This window comes from bacterium, assembly GCA_030583725.1.
Classification (GTDB): domain Bacteria; phylum Patescibacteriota; class Microgenomatia; order UBA8517; family UBA8517; genus JAUYMM01.
This window is the reverse complement of the sequence record CP129472.1, coordinates 537,575-559,226: the sequence shown is the minus strand read 5'-3', so window position 1 is coordinate 559,226 and position 21,652 is coordinate 537,575. Positions and strand designations below refer to the sequence as shown.

Here is a 21,652-nt window from a genome sequence, read left to right as displayed (position 1 = left end):
ACATTGATTTTTACTAAAATTGATATAATTCAAATATGACTAAAAATATCGTTCTTATTGGCGGCTGCTTTGATATCTTACATATTGGACATATTAAATTTTTAAAAAAATCAAAAAGCTTTGGTAATTACCTAGTTGTTTTATTAGAACCTGATGAAAACATCAAAAAAACAAAAGGGGATAAAAGACCTATTTTTAAACTTAAGGAAAGAAAAGAAACCTTAGAATCTTTAAAATTTGTAAATAAAGTGGTCATTGTTCCCAAGTATGCAAATCATGAAACATACGATAGATTAGTTTCTAAAATCAAACCAAATATAATTGCAATTACAGAAGATGATCCAATTAAAGATAAGAAATCAATACAAGCAAAGTCAGTTGGCGCAAAATTAAAAATTGTTAAAAAATATAAGTCCCTCTCTTCCACAAAAATTTCAAATTTCTTAGGTTTTTAAAGGCTATGGACTCTATATTTGAGTATATGGCACATATTCAACACCAGAAGTTACTTTTAATGGTTTTTTGATTAAAGAAATTATTGTTTTAGACTTGAAATCTTTTGATTTTTGTTCAAAATAATTCATGTTTTTTTCAAAATCAGTATCTATTTTAGCAGCAAGTTTAAATTCATACATATGAATTCCGTTATCGTGCACTAACAAGTCTACCTCATGACCCTCTTTGTCCCTTATGTAATAAAGTGGTGGCTCTTTTCCTTTGTTTATATATTTTTTAATAAATTCTACAATTAAGTATGTCTCAAAAATCGCTCCTGACATCGCTCCTGCTTTTAGATTCTCGAGGCTATCCCATTTTGTTAAAAAGGAAGCAAGTCCAGTGTCCAAAAAGTATAACTTTGGGGCTTTAATTATTCTTTTTGTTATATTTGGGAAATATGGCCTTAGCAAAAATATTTGTTTTGTAGCTTCCAAAAGAGAAAGCCATTCTACTGCGGTAGAGACAGGAATACCACTATCTCTTGCCATATCAGATATGTTTAACACTTGGGCAGTCCTCGCTGCACAAACTTGGATAAATCTGTTAAATTCTGACAATTTAGTTACCCCAAAGATACCTGAAAGATCCCTATCTAAATATGTTTGGACGTATGAATTAAAAAAAATATTTCTGTCTGGTTTATCTTTTGATTGAAAAACTGGAAAACCACCTTCAAATATTTCTTCAAAAACCGTCTTCAATTTAGGCTTCTCCTTCTGAGATAGGCCGAGTAAATCTAAAATTGCAACTCGACCAGCAAGAGACTCTTGGATATTTTTTATTAAATTAAACTGTTGAGATCCTGTAATCCAAAATTGGCCATTTTTATCCGACCGATCAACTATTTCTTTAATTACAGGGAAAAGTTCTGGAGCATATTGAACTTCATCAATAATTACAGGAAGTTTGAGTTGCTCTATAAAAAACTTTGGATCTTTTATTGCAAGTTCTCTTTGATTTAAATCATCAAGAGTTACGTATGTTCTGTATTCGTTTTCCGAAAGCTTCTTCAAAAGTGTGGTTTTCCCAACTTGTCTCGGACCTCCAAGAAAAACCACTTTAAAGGTCTTGCTAGCTTTAGAAACAATCTTTTCTAAATCTCTAGGTATGTATTTCATATATGTCTATATTACATTCACAGCGTAAATTAGTCAAGTTTTGGTTTTAACTATTTTTGTGAAAAGAATACTATAGTTGCACCAAAAGCTTCACATAGTAATCTTAAATAAGGGTTACCCCTTTTTATTAACATGGAACAACATCCAATACCACAGCAAATAAGCTCATATCAATTTAAATTGGTTGGAGATATGACTTTAAAACAATTTTTTCAGGTAGCTGGTGGTGTTATTATTTCTTTGATTTTTTACTCCACTCCCCTACATCCAATAATAAAGTGGCCAATTATTTTCCTGTCTGCGGGTTTAGGTGCTGCAATGGCTTTTCTACCTTTTGAAGAAAGGCCACTTGAGAGATGGATTATTGCTTTTTTTAGAAGTATATATTCTCCAACATTGTTTACTTGGAAAAAAACTGATAAGCCTTTAAGTTTTTACACTGAAACCGCTGTTGCGCCACCTGTTCAGTCAATTACAAGTGCTTCACCAACAACTACAGAACAAAACACAACAAAGTTTGAAGAATTAGAAAAATCATTTTTACAAAAAATTAGTGGATTGTTCTCCATTAGTGGACAACCTCCACCAACAAGCCCAGCCCAACCATCTGTTGTACCAAGTAATACACCTATTACCACAACAGCTCCCACACCTAAGGTTGATCTAGGTAATATACCAGCACCTGTAAACCAAAGTCCTAATCCTTCTTTATCTGTGCCACAACAAATTCCTACTGTTGTTACCAGATCTGCACCAAAGTTAGTAGTTGAAGAAACTCCATCTCGTCAAGCTTCTGGTGCACAGGCTCAAATTACTAGTATTGAAGGTCAAAAAATTGAGGAGAAAACAATTACTTCTGACATTGCGGAGTTTTCAGTTGATGCTGCTCCACCCTCACCACCAATTGCCATCAACACAATTGTGGGTCAAGTTATGGACCAAGACAGAAAGATTGTTGAGGGTGCAATCCTAGAAATCAAAGATTCAACAGGTAGACCTGTTAGGGCCTTAAAAAGCAACAAGGCTGGGCATTTTATAATTGTTACATCACTTGCAAATGGTAGATATGAAGTTACAGTTGAAAAGACAGGTTTTAACTTTGAACCAGTTTCATTTGAGGCCAAGGGAGAGATGATACCTGCAATAGCAATTAGAGGAACAAAAATATAGGTAAGAATTTATAATAAATTATGAATAATACAACACAGACACCAGTAACAAACAACGTTAAAGGATTTATTTCAAAAATTCCCTACTTTGGTACTCCAGACATACCCCTAACATCAACAACTCAAGACTTTTTGCCGATTGCTGATATTTTAGATGATGTGGTTTTGTATAAGGATGGGGGAGCAGCAATTGTACTTGAAACATCATCTTTAAATTTTGGGTTACTCTCAGAAAAAGAGCAGGGGGCTGTGGTTGCAGCATACGCAGCACTAATCAATTCACTCTCTTTTTCAATTCAAATTATGGTTAGGACACAAAGAAAAAACATCTCAGGATATATTAATTACTTTGATGAACAATCTGCAAAAATCACAAACCCAAGACTAAAAGCAATTACTGACGATTATAGAAAATTTATAACAGAATCTATTAAGAAAAAAACAGTTTTGGGTAAAAGGTTTTTCATTGTTTTACCTTTTAATCAACTCGAACTTGGAGTTACTAAATCAGCGCAGTCAGTTTTGAAAAAGGGTCCATTACCTTTTTCAAAGGATTATGTATTAAAAAAGGCAAAGGTTACTTTGTTTCCCAAAAGAGACCACTTGATAAGACAGGCGGGAAGACTAGGTTTAAAATTAAAACAACTAAAAACTGAAGAGCTAATTGATCTTTATTTTTCAATAAACAACCCTGAACCACCAGCAGTAAAGAAAGACATATGAAAAACGATTTAACACCACCAACAAACATTAAGCAGCCAATTACTGTTGCCGTGCCACCAAAAACTGACAACAAACCACTGACGGGTTATAAACCTAGGGTGACAAACCCTAATCTCACTATCGCAAGCAAAGAGATGTTGTTACATGATGCAATTGCATCCGACCACGTTGAAGTTGATTTCAACCACGTAAAAATAAACAATGTCTACTATAGAACCATTTTCATAGCAGGCTATCCTAGGTTTGTTGCCCCTGGTTGGCTTGAACCAGTTGTTAATTTTAATTCCTCCTTAGACATGAGTTTTTATATTTACCCTGTTGCGGGTAAGTCTGTATTAGACGATCTTCGACGCAAGATTGCAGAAATGGAGGCGGAGCTTTCAACAGATATGCAAAGAGGGAAAATAGTTGACCCATCAACAACTGCAAAACTGGAAGATGCGAGGGCACTACAGGAGCAACTTGTCAAAGGAATTGAGAGGTACTACGAATTTTCTTTCTATATCACAATACCAGCCAACAACCTTGACGAATTAAACAATGTCACAAGACAGGTCCAATCAACACTAGGTTCACTTTTAATTGTTTCTAAAAACGCAACACTTGACCAGAAAGAAGGATTTCTTTCAACTGCACCATATGGGCAAGACAGATTAGCAATTACAAGAAATATGGATACAACATCAGTAGCTACAACTTTTCCATTTACATCTGCTGAACTTTCATCAGATAAAGGTGTTCTCTATGGTATTAACTCTCAAAATGAATCTTTTATTATCTTTGACAGATTTAGTTTGGAAAATGGAAACATGACAGTCTTTGCCACGTCAGGTGCAGGTAAATCTTATTTTGTTAAAACAGAAGCAGTTAGGTCCTTGATGATCGGCTCAGAAGTTATCATTCTAGACCCTGAAGCAGAGTATAAAGCCCTTTGTGACGCAGTTGGCGGTCAGTATATCGCTTTTTCATATAATAGCCCCGCAAAAATCAACCCATTTGACCTAACACAAATTAGAGAAGAAGGTGAGAACCAGTTAGGACTAAAAATATTATCACTTCATTCTTTGATGAAAGTAATAATGGGTCAAATATCTCCAACTCAAGAGGCCATGTTAGACAGAGCCCTAATTATGACTTATAAAGCAAAGGGGATTACTAATGACCCGGACACACAATCAAAAGAACCACCTTTAATGGAGGATCTTTATAAAACATTAATTGGGATGGAGGTTCCAGAAGCACTTGACCTTGCTTCACGTATTGAAAAGTTTATTAGAGGTTCATTTCAAGGAATTTTTGACAAACAAACTAACATTGATCTAAATAATCCATTTACTGTTTTTTCAGTTAAAGATATTCAAGACGCAATACGTCCAATTATCATGTTTATGATTCTTGACTATATTTGGACCAGAGTTAAAAGAGATATCAAAAGAAGAATCCTAATTGTTGAAGAAGCTTGGCAAATGATGAAATATCCAGATACTGCACAGTTCCTTTGGTCTGTTGTTAAACGGGCAAGAAAATACTATCTAGGTCTAACTACAATTACCCAGGATGTTGAAGACTTTTTAGGTCAAGACATTGGTAAGGCAATTGTTACAAACTCTGCATTACGTTTACTTTTAAAGCAATCTCCAACAGCCATAGACAAACTAGGTGAAATATTCTATCTTTCTCAAGGAGAAAAACAACTTCTAATGGCTGCAAACGTAGGTGAGGGAATATTTTTTGCAGGACCACATCATGCACCAATTAGAATTGTTGCCTCAGAAGCAGAACATGAATTAATAAACACCAAACCACAAGACATACCTACTAGTACAATGCCAAACACCAAGGCTTGGAATAGACAGGAGTAATTATGGATTTAAACACTGTCACATCACTTCAAACCGATTTTGGGAGGTTGTTTGATGAAAATTTTAAATTAAGGGATAAGGCGATTTATAATAAACAAATTGCTAGTTTCAACAAACGTTTAGAAAGTGTTGGAATTTCTTCAAGACTAACACCAAAAGAGGTTGAGCTAAAACTGCAACAGGCCTATGAGCTATTAATAAAAGTTCCTAAGTTTTCGGAAATAAACAGGCCAAATGACATGCCTGTGAATTCTACCTTAACCCCTGAACAATTGAAATATTTCGGGGAAGCTGCAGACAAAAGAACTCAGCAAAACATAGACATCAGAGCAAGAGAAAAGCAAACAATCGATGATTTTATAAAACAAAACCAAGAAAGAATTGCGACAGCCCAAAAACTTCAAGAAAAATTAAGAAATAAGGTTATTTACGCCAAAGTCGTTTTACCGGAACCACTACCCCTTGATGAAATTGAACAAAAAGATTTACAAGTTTTGAGAGAGTACGCACAAAACGATACTTCTAAAAACACGGGTGAACTTTCACCTAAACAAATTTTAATTTCCGACCTTGCAACCAAAATCGAAGGAGAATTGGGTCATGAACTTGACAACCTATCACTTGAGCAAAAGGAGCTTTTAATAACCACTACGGCCGTGGAAATTGTAGAAAAAATAGCTAAACCTGAAGAGACATACGAGAATCTGATCCAAAATTCAATTTTAAAATCAGTTAACGAAGATGGACAAAATGTTTTATCAAACAACCTTAATGATGATCGACTAGCAGTACTAACGAAAGAAAATGCCATTTTATTACAACAAACAAACACGGAGCCCTTAGTTTTTAGTGAGAAAATTTCCCAAAGTATTTTTGGCAATAATATTACTTCTGCAATTTACGGACCAAGGTCTTTTGAAACTATACTAAGCGATAATAAAATCGATGGTCAAACAACACACAAGATTGATCTGGGTTCATTAAATCAAATTTCAATACAGCAACGGAACCATCAAAACCAGTTTCTAGAAAACATTAAGGGTTTTGGCTCTGACAAATCAAGGGAGTATTTTTATGGTAGATTTACGAGTAATGCAAGGGGCTACATAGCAGAAAAGATATCAAAACTACCAACTGGGAGCTTAATTAAAAAGGCATATTCGGACCCAATTGTTCAAAGTATTTTTGCAAGGTATGGCTTGACAAGTCCTGTTGCTTGGCAAGCAACAAGCCAACTAGGTGAATTTTCAAGTTTTATGGTAAGAATCGCCCCAAATACCGCAAACCCAGTTTTGTATTTGGCAAGTAGATTTAGTAAGACACAACTGGTCACACCCATATCAACAGTGACAGGGGGGACGATTGGAGCAAGTATCGCAGCCCAAGCCGCATCAACATATACATCAGTAGCTCTTACTGGTGGTGTCATGGCGGCTGAAGCTTTTGCAGGAGGGGCTGCGGGGGCCGCTGCAGGAAGTGTTGTCCCTGTTGTGGGAACAATAATAGGAGCTGTAGCTGGAATGGTTGGAGGACAAGTGTTTTCAGCCGCAATGTCAAAACTCAAAGTTTGGTGGACGGAAAACAAAGATAAAGTGGGCCCAGCAATTGCTATTGGTGCTGGAACATTGGGTGCATTGCTTTTTGGTGCAGGACCAGGTCTGGGTATTGGCCTTGTAGTTGCTGGAGCAACAGTGGGATTTGGGACACTGGCAACCGGTGCTTTTGGAATACTTGGTTTTATTGGTAGATCGGTAGGAATTGCCATTGCAACCCCTGTAATAGTTACTCTTTTAGTTCTCCCTCCACTTGTTGCTTTTATAATGCTTGTCATAAACAACAGTGCATATGTTATACCACCAGCCCCGCCGTCACTAAGTCAATCTTCAAACCCATATATTAGCGTTATTAAAACAGTAGAGCCAAGTGGGCCATTTGAAAACAGTGATTTACCCTTAACAATTAAGTATACCGTCACAATAACCGCAAAGAGAAACACCTTAACAAATATTTCATTTAAGGACACTTGTAAAATTGTTCAAGAGGCATCAACTCCTCCTTGTACAACATCTTCTTTTGTTGTCCCTGATGCAATTTCTGTTGCGTCACCATATGTAATAACATATGAAAACACCTACAACGTTTTTACGACAGACGCTCTTGTAGTAAACACTTTTGAAGTTACAGCAACAGCAGGTGAGGGCGGTGAACAAACAACTTCAGGTGCAGCGTCAATTAGAATCGGTAACCCACCCAACCAATGTTTCAATATCGTCGAAAATGGCTTTAGCGCAGATCAATATTCATACATTTTAGGTGCAATATCTACCTTGCAAGGTGAATATAATGGATATGCATCAAAAATCTGTGCAAGTCTTGGTGGAAAAAGTGTTGATATTAGATATGCAGGAAATGACCCTAACTATTGGGGTTGGTGGGAAGATGGATACGTAAGATTATACAGTAGGGGTGTAGCTAACCAAAGAGATACTAATTATATTCTTTTCCATGAATTAGCTCATGTTCTAGCTACAAATGATGACAGTTGGTATAACCAATATATAAGCTATCCTGGAATAACAAACGAGCCTCACCCATATTGTTTTTACGACTACATAACAAAGACCGGTGCATGGCCATATTCAGAAAGATTTGCTGAAGCTGCTGCTTTCTATGCCGACGATAGATGTGGAAATTTTAGACAAAGAAATCCAGCACACTATAAATTTATGAATGATGTATTATTTAGATAAGATGAAAAACATAATTTTATATATTATAAATAACAAAAAGTTTTTTATAATTTTTTTCGTAATTATTTTATTCTTTATAGTTATTTTAACCAGAAAAGATAAGGGCTCGACACCAACACATCTTCCAATAAATAATGATGTTGCTACATACAACGAATTAACACCTGGAACAAGCTCAAAAGAAGAAGTTTTATCTAGAATGGGGACAGCAATAAAAGCAAAACTGGACGGGAATATGGAAACTTACGAATACTTATCATCAAACCCTAATTTTAACTCTGAAGTTATCATCATAGACAACAGATTAAGTTATCTAAAAGTTGTTTACACAAACAAAGACAATAAATACAAGGAAGACTTTGTCTCCCTTTATGGTAACCCGGAAAATATTCTCTATGGCCCAGACTATTCTGTTGGTTACACACTAAACGCTTATCCAAGTAAGGGTATTGCTTTTATTTCCCACACAAACTCTTTTAGAGTAAGTGAGGTTTGGTATTTTAAACCTGTTTTGTTAGAAGATTTTATGAGTAATTACGCAGTTGGATACGACAAAACTCCAGATTTATCGAGATAGTCAATTTGTTTTTATAGGCATTATAATGTGAATTAGGTTAGGGGATTTAGGATCTAGGAATTTTGAAGCTTTGTTGTTATCTGATACAAACATTTTAATTTCATCTGCTTCTACAATTTTTAAAAATTCTTCTAAAAATCTAAAGTTAAACATTACATCAATTGCCTCTTGCTTTAATTCTTCTGTTTTAATTTCAATTTCTGTTTCCTGATTACCTGAAGCTGAACTTTCTGCTGTAATTTTTAACGTTTCTTTTTTAATCTGAAGCTTAATAATATTTCCAGACTCTCTTGCAAATACAGATGCTGTTTTAATAGCTTTTTCAATTTCCTCTTTATCAATTATCAATTCACAAATTGAAGATTGGGGAATTATTTTTTCATAATCTGGAAATTCTCCCTCAATTACCCTTGACGAAAGAATTGTGTCCCCAAACCCAAAAACAACTTGATTATTTTCTTTGTCCCATGACATTGAGATTTCTTCTTCATCCACTTTTGATATCTCATTAAGTATCGCCTTAGGGATAATGATCTTAAAATCTTTTTGCTTAGTCTCTAGTTTAATCTTAGTTTCTGTAAGCCTAAAACCATCTGTTGAAACAAGTTTTAATTCATTCTCGCTAAAAATAAACAGAACTCCAGTTAAGATAGGCCTAGTTTCATCGTTTGATACTGCAAATAAACTTTTTGAAAGTGCTTTTGCAAAATCCTTAGACCTTAATTTTATTGTATTTTTTCCTACTTCGTAAGGTAAAGTAGGGAAGTCCGCTGTGTTTGAACCTAAAATATTTGACTTGAATTTATTTGAAGATATTTTTAGCTGTTCCTTATCTATTTCCAAATCTATTGAACCCGACGATAAATTTAATACTAAGTCATTAAAGGTTTTTCCATTAACAGTAATTTCACCCTCCCCCTCCATTTTTACTGGAATTGAGGTTGTTATTGATGTTTCTAGGTTAGTTGCACTAAGAATAAGTCTTGATTTACTTGCCCTTAAAAGAATATTACTTAATATTGGTAGTTGCGCTTTACTAGAAACAAAATGTGAAGATAGTGTCACGGCCCTTTGTAGATTTTCTTGTAAAACAGTTAGTTTCATAAATAAGGCTTAAAATTTTTCTTTAATATTGTTTTTAGTCAAATATTGTTAATGTATTAATATCATATAATTAATAGTAGTGGTAGTAGTAGTAACTGTGGATAAGGTGATAACAGCCATGTCTTAGGCAGGGGATAAACTGTGCATAATTATGTGGATAACTTGTAGATTTATGTGCATAAGTTGAAAACTTTATAAAGTTACCCTCAAAGTGTATTTTTTATCCCCCGAATATCCTCTTGGATATCCACATCGTTGCCGAGTAACTGGGTTACTTTTTCCACAGCATGCATTACTGTAGTATGATCTCTTCCTCCTACTAACCTACCGACTTCTTGAAGGGGTAATCCAACCTGTGTTTTTAAAAGGTACATTAAAATTTGCCTTGGTCTGACTATTGGTCTTTGTCTTGACTCGCCTAGTAACTGTCTTTTCCCTAGCGAGTAATATTTTGCAATTTTATTAATCAATTCATCTGGACTGATTTTAATCCTGGTCTCACCAACTTCATCAGATTTACCTAAAAGTGACTGTATTAGGTCCATTGTTACCTCCTTTTTGTTAAAGTTGACCTCTGTAAATAGTTTGACCAAAAAACCTTGAATGCCACGAGCAGAGTCAACATTGCCTGCAACTAAAGCAGTCATCTCGCTTGTTAATATTATTCCCCTCTCCTCTGCCTTTATTTGAACAATTGCCGAGCGTAGTTCAAAATCTGGGGGAGCAACGTCTACTATTAAACCTGCTTGAAATCTGGTTTTAAGTCTTGCCTCTAGTTTTGGTATGTCTGTCGGAGGTTTATCTGATGTGAGTATCACCTGCCCACCTGCTGAAGTTACTGCATTAAAAGTATGAAAAAATTCCTCTTGTGCAGTGTCTTTCCCCGCAATAAATTGGATATCGTCAATAAAGAGTGCGTCCAATTTTCTATATTTCTTCCTAACCTCTGCGGTTGTTTTGTTTCTAATTCCGTCAACAATGTCATTTGTAAAATCCTCTGCGGTACAAGCCAAAATTTTTGAATTTGTGTTTTTAAGTATCATGTTGTGACCAACTGCGTGCATCAAATGAGTTTTCCCTACTCCTACCCCACCATAGATAAAAAGGGGATTGTATGAAACACCGGGATTTTCAGCTACGGCTTGTGCAGCAGCGTGGGCCATTTGGTTACTACCTGATACTGCAAATTTTTCAAAAGTGAAAAAGGTTCTAATGTTTGCTCTTTTAATAGCCATTTCAACCTCTTCCTTATCTATTTTAGGAGTGTCAAAAAGTGGGGTTATTGTCTCCACTGTTTGTTTTGTGTGAACAGTGGACTGCTTAACAATAAAAGTAACGTCAACTGATTTTTCTAGTTGTTTGGTTAGTGTGTCCTGTATTAATCCTGCATACCTTTGCTCTACTTGTTGTTTTACAAAAAAAGACTCACACCCTATTTCTGCAATAACTCTATCCCCTATTTCTTTCAAATCAGAAAGATGTGTTTGAGAAACATAGGTTTTGTAAGATGCTTCAGAAACAGAAATTTTAATAATTTCCAAAACTTCTTTCCAGGTTTTAATGTAGTCTTCTTTTTTCATTGAAAATAGTAAGGGCAGGAGAGTCACATCATACAAAAAGTTATCCACAATATACAAGGGGCAATTACCCAATTCTTTTTATTAGTCAAAAAAAGTAAAAAATAATTGTAAACAAATGGTTGAAATTTACGAGGAGAGAGAGTAATATCAGGCTATTATGACAACTGAGTTGATTCTTGCGACAATTGATGGTCCTGGTGTGGTAGATTTTAAACTGGAAGATTCAATAGGTGTATGCGATGGCAGTGTCCAGGGTTTTGATCAAAACAGTGTTATTGCAAGAGTTTTTCCAATTCCTGAAAAATGTGAAGCATGCCCTTTTGGAGAAAATAATTGTACTGAGTCAAGGGCGGATTAGTTTTTTTAGTATTTAGAATCTTGGTTGTTTCTGTTATACTTCACCCATGTCAACAAAAAGAACATTTCAACCACACAAAAAAAAGAGAATTAAAAAGTTTGGCTTTATGGCTAGGAATTCCTCAAAAGGAGGAAAAAAGGTCATTAAAAGAAGGATTTTAAAAGGAAGAAAAAGACTAACTGCAAGTGAATAATGTTACCCTCTAGGAACAGACTCAAGAAAAAAGTTAATTTTGCACGTATTGAAATAGATGGAAAGATGTATCAGTCTACGTCCTTTGGCATGGGATCCTATTTTAGAGATGATAATGAAGAGTCTTGTTTTGGTTTTATAATTTCTACAAAAATATCAAAGAAAGCTGTTGTCAGAAATAGGATAAAGAGAATAATGTCTGAAGTGGTTAGGCAGAAGTTACCTACCCTCAAAAAAGGATACGATGTTGTATTTTTAATTAAACCAGCGGTTCTTAGGGCCGATAAAAAAGACTTGGAAAGGGAAGTAAATGAGGTTATTATTAAAAATATATAAATCTACTCTTTCTCCCCTACTTGTCTTTATGTTTGGTGGAGGAGGTTGCAGGTTTAAACCCACCTGCTCTGAATACACGGTGTTAATGATTGAGAAACATGGTATCATCAGAGGTGTCTTTTTAGGTCTAAAACAACTACTTAGGTGTAATAGTTGGTCAAGGTAATTTTTTTAAAAAAACTATATGAATATTTTTACTGTTATATTAGTACAACCACTTACAAATGGTCTTATCCTTTTTTATAACCTACTCTTTTCAGATATGGGACTAGCCATTATTGGTTTTAGTGTCTTTTTAAGATTTTTAACAAATCCCCTAACCAAACCCTATATGAACTCAATGAAGAAAATTAAGGACGTTGAGCCATTAGTCAAAAAACTAAAGATCAAATATAAAAGCGATCCAAAAGCTTTAATGGCTGCTCAAACTGAGCTTTATAAGCAAAAAGGAATTAACCCAACTGCAGGTTGTCTCCCCTATATTTTAAATATCATTATTATGATTGCACTGTTTAATGTTTTTACAAGAGTGCTGGCTCAAAATGGAGATACGGTAAAAATATTAAATGATTTGTTATATGGAGCCCTTAAGTTTGCAGATGGAACAGTTATTGATACTAAGTTTTTATACCTAGATGTTAGATACCCTGACGTTTTTAGATTTGATGGTATTCCCTTTCCAATTCCAGGCCCACTATTGTTATTAGCTGGAGCGTTGCAGTTTTTTTCAGCTAAAATGATGGCACCTTTAGTCAAAAAAGAAGAAAAAATTGCCAAGGCTACAACAGGTCAAGCTGATGATATGGCAGTTGCAATGCAATCTTCAATGATTTACACCTTCCCACTAATGACTATTCTTTTTGGTATTAATTTCCCTTCTGGCCTTGCACTTTATTGGTTGCTCTTTTCAATTTTCCAAATGTACCAACAATATAAAACTTCAGGTTGGGGCGGTCTTACCCCTTTTCTAAATCGGATAGGTTTGTTACAATAACGCCATACTTAATATGAATGACAAGATAAAATCTTTAACAGAGGAGTTATTAAAACTTGCTGGAGTTACTGCAGATGTTGAAGTGGTTGACTTGGGAGATAGCACTTATGAGGTTAATCTTTCAACAGAAGACGAAACAGGTCTACTGATTGGTTTTAGGGGGGAAAATATAAACGCCCTCCAAACAGTATTAGGCATTATTTTAAAGGGGCAAACTGGAGAATGGTATAGATTAATTGTTAATGTTGGTGACTACAGACAAAAACAGGATGAAAAGTTAAAAGAACTTGCTGATCAATCTGCTGACAGGGCACTTGAAACAAAAGAACCCCAACCACTTTATAATTTAAGTGCATCTCAAAGAAGGGTTGTTCATATGCACTTATCGGAGCGAAGCGACGTGGACACTCTCTCTGAAGGTGTTGAGCCAGATAGATATTTAGTTATCAAGCCCAAGTAATTGTATAATACAACTAAATGTTGTATTTAATTTCACTTCTCTCTCTCTCACTTCCTTTCCAGCTGGTTTATCACTTTGATATTTTTGCCACATCTGTTTATGGTTTTAGTATTGACTATTTAATACCTAAACTTTATTTGACAGATGTTGTTACTTTATTAGTAATTTTTTTTGGAATAAGAAAAATTAAGTTTACGAGAAAATATTTAATTTTTACCCTTCTTTATTTAATGTTTGCTTCAATAAACATCTACAATTCATTGTTTGCAACACCCGCTATTTATGGTTGGATTAAAGTTTCAGAAATGCTTTTGTTGGGTTTGGTTATAATTAACTTAAAAAAGTTTGATATTTACAATCATTTTATCAAACCACTTTCTTATTCTATTTTTATTGTTTGCGTCCTTGGTTTATTACAATTTTTAACCAAAGGTTCTATCGGTGGCATTTTTTATTGGTTGGGAGAAAGAGCCTTTATTTTTAGTGACCCAAACGTCGCCCCATACCCGTACGCTACATTTTCACACCCCAACTCTTTTGCTGGTTTTTTGCTGATTTTTGGAATGTTTTTGTTACAACTTAAGTCTAAATTTAATCCAAGGTATTTTTGGGCCTTATTAATACTAGTTATAACTAATTTAATTTTAACTAACTCTCTTAATGTTTACTTGACAGTTTTAGTGCTGCTTTTAGTAAAGTTAAGAACCATATTTGCTTCTGGTTTGTTTTTTATCGATTTCGGTGAACGCTTTATCGTCCACAGGATAGAACTTATAAAAGCATCACTTCAATTGATTAAAGAGAACTTTTGGACAGGGACAGGTGTAAACAACTTTATTCCAGGTTTGGTTAAAGTGAGCAATACTTATCTAAACGTATGGGAAATGCAACCAGTACACAATATTTTTTTATTAGTTTTTTCTGAAACAGGAATTATGGGAGTAATAGTATTTTGTTTCGTTTTGCTAGCTGGTGTTACTTCTGTCAACTACTATTTGATTGCAATAATTTTTACAGGAATGTCTGATCACTATTGGATAACCCTCCAACAAAACTTATTGCTTTTTACCTTTGTCTTGGCACTTTCTAAAATAGCGAAAAAACATTAATATACAAAAGATATGATGACAATATATTGTGATGGTGGTTCAAGAGGAAATCCAGGTCCTTCAGCTTCTGCTTTTGTTGTCGTTGACGACTCAAAAAAAATAGAGTATTCAGAAAGCAAATATCTTGGTATTAATACTAACAATGTAGCAGAGTATGCAGCTGTTTTAATGGCCGTTGAATGGTTAATAAAGTTACCAGTTGTTAATGAAAACTCTTCAGTAGTTGTGAATCTTGATTCTCAGTTAGTAGAAAGACAACTAAACGGTTTTTACAAAGTTAAAAACAAAAATTTAGTAAAAATATTTAATGATATAAAAACATTAATCAAAAAATACAACTTAAAAATAGTTTTTCAATGGGGTTATAGAGAGAAAAATGTTTTAGCAGACAGTTTAGTAAATAAAGAACTTGATGTAAATACTTCACGTTAAGGAACATGCTTGGTAATAGAGTGTTATTTGCTTCAACGGGAAAATGAAAATTATTTTTGTTTATCAAAAGAAACCGCATACGGTAATTTGAAACCTTAATTTTTATACAGCTTCTGTGGTACGATTATTGAATATGGAAAACTTTGATGGGCTGGTTGGAATTTACTCTAAGGATGGCGCATTAACAGATAAGTTAAAGGAAAAGTTTAGTCAAAAATATTTAAAAACTTTAGTTTCACAGGATTTTGAAAAATTAAAAGGCAAAACCTTAAGTTATCTAATTGTAAACCTTTGTGATTATGAAGATTACTTAAGTAAGGTGTCTAAGTTTATTAACGACATTGACTGTAAGATTCTTGTTTTACACCCACTATATGTTTTAAAGTCTAAAAAGTTTGTAACAGAGGACTTATTGCAAGGTTTAATTGATAACTCTCCAAACCTTGGGATATTGTTGGTACCTGATATTTTAGGGCAGGGTGTTTCATACAACCCAGACAGTCTTTCACACGATTTAATTATGCAATCCATCTTAAGTGAAAGGATAAAGGTAAATGAGACTAGCCAACTAGTTAATGCAATCTCTGTTGTCAAATTGTCAGAGGTTGTAGTCCGTGAAATGTTTTCCTTTGGTATCTCCGGCCAAAAAGTGGCCTTAATAGGCCCTAGAAAAACCAAGAAGCTGTTTATCACCGACGACTTAAACGTAGATCAACAAAATATTGTATTTAAAAAAGAACCATGGCAGCAAGTTGAACTACATTCAAGCACTAACCTAAATTGCGAGTTTTCATTAAGGACTGCAGTTAAAAGCACAAAAGATACTTTTTTACTCACTACACAAAAAAAGGTAGACAGCCATTTGTTGCCTAAAGAGAAAATAGTATTTAACAAAAAGCAAAAGGAAAGCAAGATTCCGATATCTAAAAAAACTCTCAAAGCATTATTGTTTTTGGTCTTATTGATACTCACGCCATTTTATTTGATGTTAATTTCTGCCACCCTTCTTTATTTATCAACCTTTTTGATTTTCGGTAATAATACTTTGGCAAAAACTTTAGTTAATGCTGGTCTAGAGACGTCCTCATATTCAAAAAAATTAAGTTTTGGTAACAATTTTATATATGATAGTGGGAATATACTGTATAAGTCTGCACTTTTAATTAAAGAGGGTATCGTTTTGGCAGACACTTCAAGATCCTTGGTTGGCAAGGTAATGGGTGATAGTAGTTTTGACTTAGCATTCGAAACAAATAGTATTTCGGCAAGCCTAGACAAGCTCCACACAGATACAAGTTTCCTGCAAGGTGATATTAATGACTATCAAGGTTTTTGGGCGGATTTGTTGAAAAGTTACCTTTCAAAAAGATCGATTAACATTGGGCTTTATAAGAGTAATTTGTATGAACTTAAAAATTTAGTTTCAAGAAGCAATAATCTATTGGGAATTGACAAGCCAAAAAAATATTTGATTTTGTTTCAAAACAATATGGAGCTTAGACCAACAGGGGGATTTATAGGATCGTTTGCATTAGCCACTTTTGACAAAGGTAGGTTAACAGAAATGGTTGTAAATGATGTCTATAGTGCAGATGGTCAACTAAAAGGCCACGTGGACCCACCTGAGCCAATTAAAACACACCTTGGAGAGGGGGGCTGGTACTTAAGGGATTCAAATTGGGACCCCGATTTTTCAAGTTCAGCGGTTAAGGCAGAATGGTTTTTAGACAAAGAGATATCACAACAGGTCGATGGAGTAATTGCTATCGACCTCTATTTTGTCAAGAGATTGATAGGCGTTATTGGTCAGATTAATTTAACTGATTACAATTTAACTCTTGATCAAAACAACCTATATCAAGTTATTCAATCTGAAGTTGAAGACGAATTTTTTCCTGGGTCTATAAAGAAGGCTTCAATACTAACATCACTATCAAGGCTTTTAATTAATGAAATTAGATCTTTACCCCAAGACAAATATCCACTTCTTTTCAAAGAGGTTTATCAAAGTTTGGAAAGAAAACATATACAAGTATTTCTACACGACACTTACGCCCAGTCTGCCTTATACAACTTAGGTTATACTGGCCAGTTAGATTTTTCCACAGAATGTGGTCCTAGATGTTTTAGAGATAGTTTCCTTGTTGTTGATGCCAACTTGGGGGTTAACAAGGCTAACTATTTTATTAAACGAGACCATGATTTAAATTTGACAATTAACACAAGTCAGATAACACACGAACTTTTTACTACATATGATAATTCTGCTAGCCCAGCAATAGGTAATCAAGGTTTGTATAAAAATTATGCAAGGATTGTATTACCTTTGTCTGCCAAAATTGTTGGGATCAGAGAATATGATCTTTATGCAGGCTACAACGATTTAAGCTATGATTTAACCGAAATTGATGGACGTCTCGAGGCTGGTTTCCTGATTGAAGTAATACCTTCAACACAAAAGAGGATACAAGTTGTTTGGGAGACCCCAAATGAAACCATTGCTCAAGGAGGGCAATATGATTTAAATATCTTTAAACAAGCGGGAACAGACGAAGACCTGATTAAAATAAATATTACTACAAATAATCTTTCCTTGACCGGAAAGGGTATTTCAAGCTATAATACAACTCTGGCTAAAGACCTTAGCATTAGATTATTTTTAAAATAGATGACAATCAAACTAAAAACTGAAAAAAGAGAAGTAGTTGGTAGGAAGGTTAAAACACTTCGTAAGGCTGGCAAAATACCAGCTAACATTTTTGGTAAAAATATAAAGTCAGAGACTATTGTTGTTGATGCAAAAGAGTTTAGAGAAGTATTCAAGACAGCAGGTGAGACCCAGCTAATTGATTTAGGTGGCAGGTCTGTGTTGGTCTCAAAGGTTCAAGTCCACCCAGTAAGTGGGGATATGTTGCACATTGATTTTAGACAGGTTGATTTGAAAGAAAAGATCGAGGCAAAAATTCCAGTTGAGTTAATAGGTGAGTCTCCTGCTGAAAAACAAAACTTAGGTACTGTTGTTCAACAACTTGACGAAATTGAAGTAGAAGCATTACCAACAGATTTACCTGAGAATATAGTTGTTGATCAATCTATTTTAGCCGAAGTTGATCAGGCAATCTATGTAAAAGATATCAAACTTGATTCAAAAGTTACAGTGATAACAGATGGAGAATCAATAGTTGCCAAAGTTGAACCACCTCAAAAGGAGGAAGTTGTAGAGGCACCAGTACCGGTGGAAGGTGAAACACCAGCTGAGGGCGAAGCTCCAAAAGAAGGTGAAACACCAGCTGAGGGCGAAGCTCCAAAAGAAGCAGTTAAAGAGTAGTTATCTATTATAGTTTGGATCAATTTCGTAAACTTTATCCATTCTCCCTAGTTCTACCCAAGCATCTCTATATGTTGGATGTTTTAGTGTAATTTCCTCCCAATAGTCACTATTATCAGTTGCACCAAGTACAGCAACCTCCTTATTTCTGTGCGACTGAATATTAAACAACGAAAACAAGATAATAAGTATTGCTAAGTTGATATAAATAAGGACAAGTAAATCTTTCTTGTAGCTATACCTTATCTTGACCATTACTAATCTTAGGCCAAGACTCGGTTAGTAGTAAAGTGTCATTTCCCAATTCCTTCCAACAAGCTTCTGTTACAAACGGCATAAAAGGATGGAGGAGTTTCAAAAATACAAATAAACCTGACTTTAATTGTTTATACCCAATTTTTCCAGCTTTTGCTTCTTCTATGGCTTCGTCACAGTACCAATGCCAAAATTCTTCATAGACTGTTTCAGCGGCCTTGTTTAGGTTATATTTTTCTAAACTTTTAGTTACACTTTCGGCAATACTTTTAATTTTTAAGTCAAACTTTTTATTCTGGTCGGCTTCTAGTTTAAAATCTTTAACAAATCTCGCCGCATTCCAAATTTTATTGCCAAAGTTTCTATACCCTCTAACTTTTTCTTCAGAATAGTTTTGGTCATTGCCAGCACCAGCACCAGCGATTAATGACATTCTTAGGGAGTCTGCTCCATATTTTTCTACAATTTCCAACGGATTAATAACATTTCCTTTGCTCTTGCTCATTTTTTGACCTTTTGAATCTCTAACTATTCCATGAAGATAGATGTTTTTAAAAGGAACTTTGCCAGTTACATAAATACCCAACATCATCATTCTGGCTACCCAAAAAAATAAAATATCATAACCAGTTTCCATAACCGAAAGGGGATAATATTTTTTGTATAATTCACCTTCAGGGTAGTTGAGTGTTGCAAATGGCCACTGACCTGATGAAAACCAAGTATCAAAGGTGTCCTTGTCCTGTTCCCAAAAATCTCCTTTGGGTGATTGTCCATCGGTAACCGTCCATTCTCCCGTTTTTGTGTTTTTCCAAGCAGGGATTCTAATACCCCAAACAATTTGTCTTGAAATATTCCAGTCTCTAATATTTTTCAACCAGTTGAAGTAAATTTTCTCAAATCTTTTTGGAATGATTTTAGTATGACCATCTTCGACTGCTTTGATTGCAGGTTTGGCAAGTTCTTTTGTTTTAATAAACCACTGCTCCATTGGTAGAGGTTCAAGGGTGTTACCACATTTATAACAAGTACCAACTGAGTTGTTAAATTCTTCTACCTTTTCCAAGTGCTCATTGTTTTGTAGTTTCTCAACAATTGTGTCACGAAGGGTAGATGCTTTTTGACCTTCAAATTCACCTGCTTCTTTTGTAAACTTACCCCTAAAATCAATAACCTGATAATTTTCTAAGTTATGTTTTTTACCCAAAAGAAAATCATTTTCATCATGTAGCGGTGTAACTTTCAGGGCCCCTGTACCAAAGTCCATCTTGACGTACTCATCAGCAAAAATAGGCATAACTCTCCCATTGAGTGGATTTATGGCCTTCTTACCTACAAATTTTTTATATCTTTTATCCTTAGGATTAACACAAATTCCACTATCCCCAAATATTGTTTCAGGTCTTGTGGTGGCGACTGTTATGTAATCATTCTCATTCTCTATTTTATATTTAACAAAATAAAGTTTAGACATCTTTTCTATATGTTCCACTTCAAGGTCTGAAAAGGCGGTTCCGTGTTTTGTGCAATAGTTGACAAGTTTTATGTCTCTATAGACCAGTTCATCATCGTATAATTTCTTGAAAGTTTTGTGTACTACCTTAACCACAGAATCATCAAGAGTAAATTTTATATTAGACCAGTCAAGTGAAAAACCTAATCTTTTTAGTTGGTTTTCCATTGTCCCACGATTACCTTGAACAAATTCAAAAATATCTTTATATAAAGTATCTCTGTCAAAATCAAACCTCGACTTGCCTATTTTTTCTAAATGTTTTTCATATACAACTTGTGTTTCAAAACCAGCGTGGTCTGCTCCAGGTATCCAAAGAGTAGAAAAACCTTTCATTCTATGGTATCTAATTAATACATCTTCAACTGTATACATAGCATGGCCATAATGGAGAGCAGCATTAGCATTTGGTGGGGGAAGGGTTATTGAAAAAGTCTGTTTAGAACCATTTGGTTTAAAACTATCTGATTTTTCCCATTCAGAATATATTTTTTCTTCATGCTCATTGTGGTTATATTTACTGTCCATAAATGTATTTTAACTTAAAAATTTGCATTTTGCAGACGAAGAGAGTAATATCGGCCCATGACAGAGCCAAAGTTAGAAAGTATACATTGGACAATGAGGTGGATGGACCCCCGCCCAGGTGATCAAAATGTAAGTCTTAAAACTGGGAAATTAGTAAGCATTGTTATTAATAAGGGTGGTGAAAATCTCGAATGTCGTTCAGTTGACTATTCAAATTTTTGTAAAAATGAATGTAATTTTACAGGTTGTCCAATTAAAAGAAATCTAGAGCGAGGTTAACCCCTTATTTATTCAGATTTAGTCTTGGGTTTATGTCTACGACATTGTAATCAAAGTATTCTATTAAATCACTATTTTTATCACGAAGTGGAAAGCTCTACTTATCATAAATTGGAAATTTTATTTAAATTGAATTAAAATACGTAAATGGAACTAGGTCGAAAGATTGGACATGCGGTTTCTTCGGTTCTATGTAGAACCAAAAAGAAAGAAGAATATTTAAAGAAAGAAGATCTTAATTGGGAAGTTTTTAACGAAGATAAATTCCCAAGTCCAACTGTTGTTGAAACTGAGGTTGAATCTCGTTCAGTAGTAGAAAGCAGTCTTAATAAACTGAGACCAAGGCAAAGAGAAATTGTTAAGTTGGTATATTTTGTCGGATTAACATATGAAGAAATCGGACAGAGGTTTGGTCTTACCACCGAGAGAGTTCGACAAATTAATGTACAAGCACTAGATAGACTGAAAAAAATAAACAGGTGGTAGT

At 34.6% G+C, this 21,652-nt stretch carries 22 protein-coding genes; 17 read left to right on the top strand and 5 right to left on the bottom strand.

The annotated features are described in order from the left end of the window. The first annotated feature begins 35 nt into the window (after positions 1–35). Positions 36–455, top strand: a complete 420-nt coding sequence (locus tag QY322_03145; protein ID WKZ25363.1) for an adenylyltransferase/cytidyltransferase family protein — start codon at positions 36–38, stop codon at positions 453–455. Positions 456–467: 12 nt separating this feature from the next. Here the strand turns inward: QY322_03145 and QY322_03140 are convergent, their stop codons facing one another. Continuing rightward, entirely contained in the window at positions 468–1,616 is a 1,149-nt protein-coding gene (locus tag QY322_03140) for an ATP-binding protein (GenBank protein WKZ25362.1), read from the bottom strand. 192 nt (positions 1,617–1,808) lie between these two features. Between QY322_03140 and QY322_03135 the strand changes: the two genes are divergently transcribed. From QY322_03135 to QY322_03115, 5 genes are read left to right on the top strand one after another with little or no spacing between them, the layout of a single operon-like run. Beyond that, positions 1,809–2,786 (top strand): carboxypeptidase-like regulatory domain-containing protein, encoded by a 978-nt coding sequence (locus QY322_03135; GenBank protein WKZ25361.1) that lies wholly within the window; start codon positions 1,809–1,811, stop codon positions 2,784–2,786. Between the two features lie 20 nt (positions 2,787–2,806). Then, positions 2,807–3,508 (top strand): hypothetical protein, encoded by a 702-nt coding sequence (locus QY322_03130; GenBank protein ID WKZ25360.1) that lies wholly within the window; start codon positions 2,807–2,809, stop codon positions 3,506–3,508. Further along, entirely contained in the window at positions 3,505–5,370 is a 1,866-nt protein-coding gene (locus QY322_03125) for a DUF87 domain-containing protein (protein ID WKZ25359.1), read from the top strand. Before QY322_03130 ends, QY322_03125 begins: the two co-directional genes overlap by 4 nt. A gap of 2 nt (positions 5,371–5,372) precedes the next feature. After that, entirely contained in the window at positions 5,373–8,120 is a 2,748-nt protein-coding gene (locus QY322_03120) for a hypothetical protein (GenBank protein ID WKZ25358.1), read from the top strand. Position 8,121: 1 nt separating this feature from the next. Continuing rightward, entirely contained in the window at positions 8,122–8,697 is a 576-nt protein-coding gene (locus QY322_03115) for a hypothetical protein (protein WKZ25357.1), read from the top strand. On the opposite strand, the gene dnaN is transcribed toward QY322_03115, so the two are convergent. Together dnaN and dnaA are read right to left on the bottom strand one after the other, a co-directional pair. Beyond that, positions 8,698–9,801, bottom strand: a complete 1,104-nt coding sequence (dnaN, locus tag QY322_03110; protein WKZ25356.1) for a DNA polymerase III subunit beta — start codon at positions 9,799–9,801, stop codon at positions 8,698–8,700. A gap of 206 nt (positions 9,802–10,007) precedes the next feature. Beyond that, positions 10,008–11,381 carry a chromosomal replication initiator protein DnaA gene (gene dnaA / locus QY322_03105; protein ID WKZ25355.1) on the bottom strand — a complete coding sequence of 458 codons (1,374 nt, stop codon included), beginning with the start codon at positions 11,379–11,381 and terminating at the stop codon, positions 10,008–10,010. A 157-nt stretch (positions 11,382–11,538) separates the two neighbouring features. On the opposite strand from dnaA, the gene QY322_03100 reads away from it, so the two are divergent. The 10 genes from QY322_03100 to QY322_03055 all read left to right on the top strand — a co-directional run bounded on the left by QY322_03100 (position 11,539) and on the right by QY322_03055 (position 18,590). Further along, positions 11,539–11,739: a hypothetical protein gene (locus tag QY322_03100; GenBank protein ID WKZ25354.1), complete on the top strand. Its 201-nt coding sequence runs from the start codon at positions 11,539–11,541 to the stop codon at positions 11,737–11,739. A 46-nt stretch (positions 11,740–11,785) separates the two neighbouring features. After that, a complete protein-coding gene (rpmH, locus tag QY322_03095; protein ID WKZ25353.1) occupies positions 11,786–11,932 on the top strand; it encodes a 50S ribosomal protein L34 in 147 nt (48 codons plus the stop codon). Further along, positions 11,932–12,267, top strand: a complete 336-nt coding sequence (gene rnpA, locus QY322_03090) for a ribonuclease P protein component (GenBank protein WKZ25352.1) — start codon at positions 11,932–11,934, stop codon at positions 12,265–12,267. Before rpmH ends, rnpA begins: the two co-directional genes overlap by 1 nt. A 28-nt stretch (positions 12,268–12,295) precedes the next feature. After that, on the top strand, positions 12,296–12,433 hold the full coding sequence (yidD, locus tag QY322_03085; protein ID WKZ26133.1) for a membrane protein insertion efficiency factor YidD: 138 nt from the start codon (positions 12,296–12,298) through the stop codon (positions 12,431–12,433). Positions 12,434–12,451: 18 nt separating this feature from the next. Continuing rightward, entirely contained in the window at positions 12,452–13,261 is an 810-nt protein-coding gene (locus QY322_03080) for a YidC/Oxa1 family membrane protein insertase (GenBank protein ID WKZ25351.1), read from the top strand. Between the two features lie 13 nt (positions 13,262–13,274). Next, a complete protein-coding gene (locus tag QY322_03075; GenBank protein WKZ25350.1) occupies positions 13,275–13,721 on the top strand; it encodes a KH domain-containing protein in 447 nt (148 codons plus the stop codon). Between the two features lie 17 nt (positions 13,722–13,738). Continuing rightward, on the top strand, positions 13,739–14,830 hold the full coding sequence (locus tag QY322_03070; protein WKZ25349.1) for an O-antigen ligase family protein: 1,092 nt from the start codon (positions 13,739–13,741) through the stop codon (positions 14,828–14,830). A 12-nt stretch (positions 14,831–14,842) separates the two neighbouring features. Beyond that, complete coding sequence (locus QY322_03065) at positions 14,843–15,262, top strand: ribonuclease HI family protein (protein WKZ25348.1); 420 nt, start codon at positions 14,843–14,845, stop codon at positions 15,260–15,262. A gap of 133 nt (positions 15,263–15,395) precedes the next feature. Beyond that, entirely contained in the window at positions 15,396–17,930 is a 2,535-nt protein-coding gene (locus QY322_03060) for a DUF4012 domain-containing protein (protein ID WKZ25347.1), read from the top strand. Beyond that, complete coding sequence (locus tag QY322_03055) at positions 17,931–18,590, top strand: 50S ribosomal protein L25 (protein WKZ25346.1); 660 nt, start codon at positions 17,931–17,933, stop codon at positions 18,588–18,590. Here QY322_03055 and QY322_03050 read toward each other — a convergent pair whose 3' ends face one another. Together QY322_03050 and QY322_03045 are read right to left on the bottom strand one after the other, a co-directional pair. Next, positions 18,591–18,845, bottom strand: a complete 255-nt coding sequence (locus QY322_03050; protein WKZ25345.1) for a hypothetical protein — start codon at positions 18,843–18,845, stop codon at positions 18,591–18,593. Further along, positions 18,826–20,886, bottom strand: a complete 2,061-nt coding sequence (locus QY322_03045) for a valine--tRNA ligase (protein WKZ25344.1) — start codon at positions 20,884–20,886, stop codon at positions 18,826–18,828. The genes QY322_03050 and QY322_03045 overlap by 20 nt, the downstream gene beginning before the upstream one ends. A gap of 426 nt (positions 20,887–21,312) precedes the next feature. On the opposite strand from QY322_03045, the gene QY322_03040 reads away from it, so the two are divergent. After that, positions 21,313–21,651, top strand: a complete 339-nt coding sequence (locus tag QY322_03040; GenBank protein WKZ25343.1) for a sigma-70 family RNA polymerase sigma factor — start codon at positions 21,313–21,315, stop codon at positions 21,649–21,651. The last annotated feature ends 1 nt before the right edge of the window (position 21,652 follow it).

Excerpts from the sequence above, each read along its gene's own strand:
- QY322_03145 (WKZ25363.1), top strand. The coding sequence starts at position 36 with ATGACTAAAAATATCGTTCTTATTGGCGGCTGCTTTGATATCTTACAT.
- QY322_03140 (WKZ25362.1), bottom strand. The coding sequence starts at position 1,616 with ATGAAATACATACCTAGAGATTTAGAAAAGATTGTTTCTAAAGCTAGC.
- QY322_03135 (WKZ25361.1), top strand. The coding sequence starts at position 1,809 with ATGACTTTAAAACAATTTTTTCAGGTAGCTGGTGGTGTTATTATTTCT.
- QY322_03130 (WKZ25360.1), top strand. The coding sequence starts at position 2,807 with ATGAATAATACAACACAGACACCAGTAACAAACAACGTTAAAGGATTT.
- QY322_03125 (WKZ25359.1), top strand. The coding sequence starts at position 3,505 with ATGAAAAACGATTTAACACCACCAACAAACATTAAGCAGCCAATTACT.
- QY322_03120 (WKZ25358.1), top strand. The coding sequence starts at position 5,373 with ATGGATTTAAACACTGTCACATCACTTCAAACCGATTTTGGGAGGTTG.
- QY322_03115 (WKZ25357.1), top strand. The coding sequence starts at position 8,122 with ATGAAAAACATAATTTTATATATTATAAATAACAAAAAGTTTTTTATA.
- dnaN (WKZ25356.1), bottom strand. The coding sequence starts at position 9,801 with ATGAAACTAACTGTTTTACAAGAAAATCTACAAAGGGCCGTGACACTA.
- dnaA (WKZ25355.1), bottom strand. The coding sequence starts at position 11,381 with ATGAAAAAAGAAGACTACATTAAAACCTGGAAAGAAGTTTTGGAAATT.
- QY322_03100 (WKZ25354.1), top strand. The coding sequence starts at position 11,539 with ATGACAACTGAGTTGATTCTTGCGACAATTGATGGTCCTGGTGTGGTA.
- rpmH (WKZ25353.1), top strand. The coding sequence starts at position 11,786 with ATGTCAACAAAAAGAACATTTCAACCACACAAAAAAAAGAGAATTAAA.
- rnpA (WKZ25352.1), top strand. The coding sequence starts at position 11,932 with ATGTTACCCTCTAGGAACAGACTCAAGAAAAAAGTTAATTTTGCACGT.
- yidD (WKZ26133.1), top strand. The coding sequence starts at position 12,296 with ATGTTTGGTGGAGGAGGTTGCAGGTTTAAACCCACCTGCTCTGAATAC.
- QY322_03080 (WKZ25351.1), top strand. The coding sequence starts at position 12,452 with ATGAATATTTTTACTGTTATATTAGTACAACCACTTACAAATGGTCTT.
- QY322_03075 (WKZ25350.1), top strand. The coding sequence starts at position 13,275 with ATGAATGACAAGATAAAATCTTTAACAGAGGAGTTATTAAAACTTGCT.
- QY322_03070 (WKZ25349.1), top strand. The coding sequence starts at position 13,739 with ATGTTGTATTTAATTTCACTTCTCTCTCTCTCACTTCCTTTCCAGCTG.
- QY322_03065 (WKZ25348.1), top strand. The coding sequence starts at position 14,843 with ATGATGACAATATATTGTGATGGTGGTTCAAGAGGAAATCCAGGTCCT.
- QY322_03060 (WKZ25347.1), top strand. The coding sequence starts at position 15,396 with ATGGAAAACTTTGATGGGCTGGTTGGAATTTACTCTAAGGATGGCGCA.
- QY322_03055 (WKZ25346.1), top strand. The coding sequence starts at position 17,931 with ATGACAATCAAACTAAAAACTGAAAAAAGAGAAGTAGTTGGTAGGAAG.
- QY322_03050 (WKZ25345.1), bottom strand. The coding sequence starts at position 18,845 with ATGGTCAAGATAAGGTATAGCTACAAGAAAGATTTACTTGTCCTTATT.
- QY322_03045 (WKZ25344.1), bottom strand. The coding sequence starts at position 20,886 with ATGGACAGTAAATATAACCACAATGAGCATGAAGAAAAAATATATTCT.
- QY322_03040 (WKZ25343.1), top strand. The coding sequence starts at position 21,313 with ATGGAACTAGGTCGAAAGATTGGACATGCGGTTTCTTCGGTTCTATGT.